Below are 4,158 nucleotides of genomic sequence, written 5' to 3' on the forward strand. Positions count from 1 at the left end.
TTGGAATGGTGGTTCTGGGCTAACTCTGGACAATTTATCGGTCGAAATGGCGGATCTGGGCTTAACTCTGGACAATTTATCGGTCAGGAGTGCTGTGTTTTGCCTTAACTCTGGACAATTTATCGGTTGGAATGGTGGTTCTGGGCTAACTCTGGACAATTTATCGGTCGAAATGGCGGATCTGGGCTTAACTCTGGACAATTTATCGGTCAGGAGTGCTGTGTTTTGCCTTAACTCTGGACAATTTATCGGTCAGGAGTGCTGTGTTTTGCCCTAACTCTGGACAATTTATCGGTCAAAATGGCTTGTTTTACCCTAACTCTGGACAATTTATCGGTCAGAAAAAAGTATTAGATATACATAAAATCAATGGTTAACGTCACATTTTTATCACTCCGATCAATATTAGTGTGGTTTTTAAGCAATTCTTGTCATTCTAACCGCCTATTTTTCCTTTTTTGTATTCCGTGTGTTTAATTTGTCAGGGTTCGAATGGTTGGTCGCTGATTATGAATGACAATTTGTTATGAAAATCCATTCCAATCATCGTTAACTCTGGACAATTTATCGGTCAGAATGACTGAATTTTAATCAACTCTGGACAATTTATCGGTCAATATGGCTTGTTTTACCCTAACTCTGGACAATTTATCGGTCTGTTTTGGGGTTTGGCTAGTTTGAGCCGGACAATTTATCGGTCACATTCAATGTGGTTCAGGTTTGCGTAAACATTAATATGTACTCGCTGGTGGCGTAAAGTTGTATTGGAACACTAACTATGGACAATATAATTTCACTTTCCCGTTTTTGCGTGTATTCTCTACTTACTTAATTCAGTGAGCATTGGCAACATGATAACAAAACCTTCGGATATAACTGTTAACCAAAGCAACGAGCTATTATCGGCGCAATACACACTACCACTAGCTCAATTTCGTATTGTGCTGATGGGGTTAGCTAAGATAAACAGTGGCAAGTCAAACGCTGGTTCTATAACTATAACGACAAGGGATTTTTCCGATGCTTATGGGTACGATGTAACTGATTGTGCTCAGATAATGCGTGATGCAATTAAAAGCATTAATAAGTCACCCATTAATATGACTATTGATGACCGTTTGCGAACCTTTCACTGGTTTGAAGTGACAGACGTTCCGGCTACAGGTGATGATGGTGCTTTTAATATTCAATTTAGCAAAACCATTGAGCCTTTCATTTTTGAATTGAAAAACAATTATTCAATCTCTGAATTTAAGTATGTAAAACAATTAACGACTCTATTTCAGTTCAGACTCTATCAATGGCTTAAAGATGGCCAGTTCCTTGGTATGAACAACTTTAAAGTGATTGCTGGTGGTGCGCTAGTCATTACGTATGAAATTGAGTGGATGAAAGCTAGAGCAAATATAGTTGGCTATGAAGAATGGAGTGATTTTAAAAAGAGAATACTTCAGCCGTCAATCGACCACATTAATAGCAGCACCAATTTGTCAGTTATTTATAAGCCTGTAAAAACCGGTCGTAAGACAACCCATATAGAATTTACAGTTGTAAAGGAATATTCAGTAAATGTGATCTCTAAGCCAATTAGACCTCGACTCAAGCGTAGACCGAAAGTGGTTGAGGGTAGTGATGCTCACGGCCAGTGGGCTAGAACTAATATAGATAAATTGGTTGGCTATGAGAGTGAGTTAAAAAATTATGATTCATCAGAATCCCTATCTTTGGATGACGTTCGTAGGCTTGTTGAATACTACAAAATAATTGGTAGTAAATTTGAACAGAAGTCACGAGAGCGAGAGATAAGTGATCGCCTATTAAGCAGAGAGAGTCGTTTTGCAATGACACTTCAAAGTAATTAGTAGATTGCTCATGTAAGCCTGTAACAAAAAGAACTCTCTTTTCTATTAAACCACCTTATTCAAGGTGGTTTTTTTTGATGTAAATGAATGTAAGTAAAATGCCATTGCCATTGCCATTGCCATTGTTATCTCTTATTGTTTGGATTAACTTATTATGATAGCGAATGAACCAAACTGAACCAAAGGTGATAGAAATGAAAACCCATAAATAGATGGATTGATATTTTGTCTCGCCTAACCACCAGCATTGTTATCAGTGTTGGTGGTTTTTTTTGCTTTTAATATTGGCAAGCTCATTCTGTCGAGAACATGTCAGCTGGTTTAAATTAGTGTGGTTGTGTTTACCACACTCACTGACCGGGCATGTTGCTTCTTTTTCTAAGGTTTAGGCAAAAAAAAACCACAACATCAAAATGATGTTGTGGTTCTGATTTTTGGTTCTAAGTTGCAGTTCTGCAACTTAATTACCGGTGGTTACGGTTTAATTCTGTAAATGATAGAAATTATTTAGAATGTAAATAACACCACCAAACAGACTCCCAACTGTTGCCAGCATTAAAAATACTATCTTATAGAACATATTATTAATTGCTGTGGTTAAATCGTTTCGGACAAATTGAACTTCGTTACGAACAGATTCAATATCCGCACTCAAGTCTTTACGAACAGATTCAATATCCGCACTCAAGTCTTTACGAACAGATTCAATATCTGCACTCAAGTCTTTACGAACAGATTTAATTTCTGCACTCAAGTCTTTACGAACAGATTCAATATCTGCACTCAAATCTTTACGAACAGATTTAATTTCCGCACTCAAATCGTTACGAACAGATTTAATTTCTGCACTCAAATCTTTACGAACAGATTCAATCTTAAAGTCTAACTCTTTACGAGTTTCATTTAAGTTATCTTGAGTTACATGATGTGATGCAAAATTCAAAAGCTCGCTTGTTGTTAATGTAATCGTGCTTTCATGCTCAGTTGTCATAATGTTTACCTTAAAACTCTCTGGTTTCATAATAATCGTCTTATCTTATTGGGTCAATAATTCATCACAAATGTCGCATAGACCTTCATCTTGGTCGCAGTAGTGATAATCACAGTGCTTACAATCGGTGGAAGTATGCTGGTTGACCGAGCCGGTATGACTCGCTTCAAATTCTCTCTTTGTGGCGTTCATATTGCATTTAGGGCATGGAATTATTGTTGCATCCATGATCAGTAGCTCTCTTAGGTCTACATCGGTGTATTTCCCAATAGTGCATATCACAAAGTCACTTGTAATATTGTTGTATGCACAATCACTAATGGCCTCTTCAAGAGTAAAACCCTCGCAAAGATAAGATTGATAGCCGTCGGCAATATCACTTCTCTCGCTAATAGACCCAAACCCCAGTCGATCGGCAATCGTTTCATCTTCCAAATGATAGGTAACATCGAAAGAGTGTCCGTCGGCATTCATAACCTCACCTTTTAGCTTTTCAGCTAAATTAGAGATCATCTTTGATGTTGGTGGCTTTGGCTTACATTGTTCGGGGATAGAAATGATTTCGTAATAGCCTTCAGTCGCTACCCATTCATCCCAACCTTCAAGCCAATCAAGCTCATTATATACGGACCAATTATTGCTTCTGTTATGGTTTATTTGTTCAAGAACTTGGTCTAAAGGCCAATGAAGCTCTTTATTCGCTTCAATATCTAAAACGGTAATCAAATTGCTATTATTTTTAGTAGTACATAGGTTCATTTTATTTTCCTTAGTTCGCGTTAAACGCATAGAGCGCCACTAGTTGATTAAGTGGCGTTGTGGTTGGATATTTAGCGGAATGCTGGGGTGTCGTGTATCAACTTCTCAAATGCGAGAAGACATGATGTGACCTGGGTGTGTATTGAGTCTACGTGGCTTTGTTGCAATACTCAATCTTAGTTGTCTTTGAGCGTGATCAGGCAACTCGGTAGCTATTGGGCATGCCGAGATGAGTGAAGCGATTTAATATGGAACAACCTAATAACATTTCCTGATTTTGATTGATAAAATTCCTACTGTGTAACTTGTTGCCAATTATTTTCTTATATCTCTGCATGGCCGTTTCTGAGACATTCCGCCAACCATAATGCCGACATTTTTGCCAATTCATTATCCCTGCAGCGAAACACTCTATTAAATTACTCATTCGCTTAGCGTGATGATAATCGTCTGCAAACGTATTATCTTTCGGTGGGATGATAATGTCAGCATCAGGAAAGTGATTTTCCAATGTTTGGTAAACGGCATTAGTATCGTACATTTTAT

Annotated in this window: 4 protein-coding genes and 1 pseudogene; 2 read left to right on the plus strand and 3 right to left on the minus strand. The window is 37.8% G+C overall.

Features of this window, described 5'->3' with window-relative positions:
• Together HC723_RS17535 and HC723_RS16490 are read left to right on the plus strand one after the other, a co-directional pair.
• Window positions 1-277 (plus strand): hypothetical protein (locus HC723_RS17535; RefSeq protein WP_238925532.1); only part of this gene is annotated, 277 nt, incomplete at its 5' end.
• A 574-nt stretch (window positions 278-851) separates the two neighbouring features.
• Window positions 852-1,862, plus strand: a complete 1,011-nt coding sequence (locus HC723_RS16490; RefSeq protein WP_190339860.1) for a replication initiation protein — start codon at window positions 852-854, stop codon at window positions 1,860-1,862.
• 481 nt (window positions 1,863-2,343) lie between these two features.
• Here HC723_RS16490 and HC723_RS16495 read toward each other — a convergent pair whose 3' ends face one another.
• The 3 genes and pseudogenes from HC723_RS16495 to HC723_RS17540 form a co-directional block, all read right to left on the minus strand.
• Entirely contained in the window at window positions 2,344-2,853 is a 510-nt protein-coding gene (locus HC723_RS16495; RefSeq protein WP_190339861.1) for an apolipoprotein A1/A4/E family protein, read from the minus strand.
• A gap of 45 nt (window positions 2,854-2,898) precedes the next feature.
• On the minus strand, window positions 2,899-3,612 hold the full coding sequence (locus tag HC723_RS16500; protein WP_190339862.1) for a hypothetical protein: 714 nt from the start codon (window positions 3,610-3,612) through the stop codon (window positions 2,899-2,901).
• A gap of 196 nt (window positions 3,613-3,808) precedes the next feature.
• Window positions 3,809-4,158: pseudogene (locus HC723_RS17540) on the minus strand (IS5 family transposase); the annotation flags it as partial.

The sequence above is a fragment of the Vibrio sp. S11_S32 genome (assembly GCF_014694465.1).
Classification (GTDB): domain Bacteria; phylum Pseudomonadota; class Gammaproteobacteria; order Enterobacterales; family Vibrionaceae; genus Vibrio; species Vibrio algicola.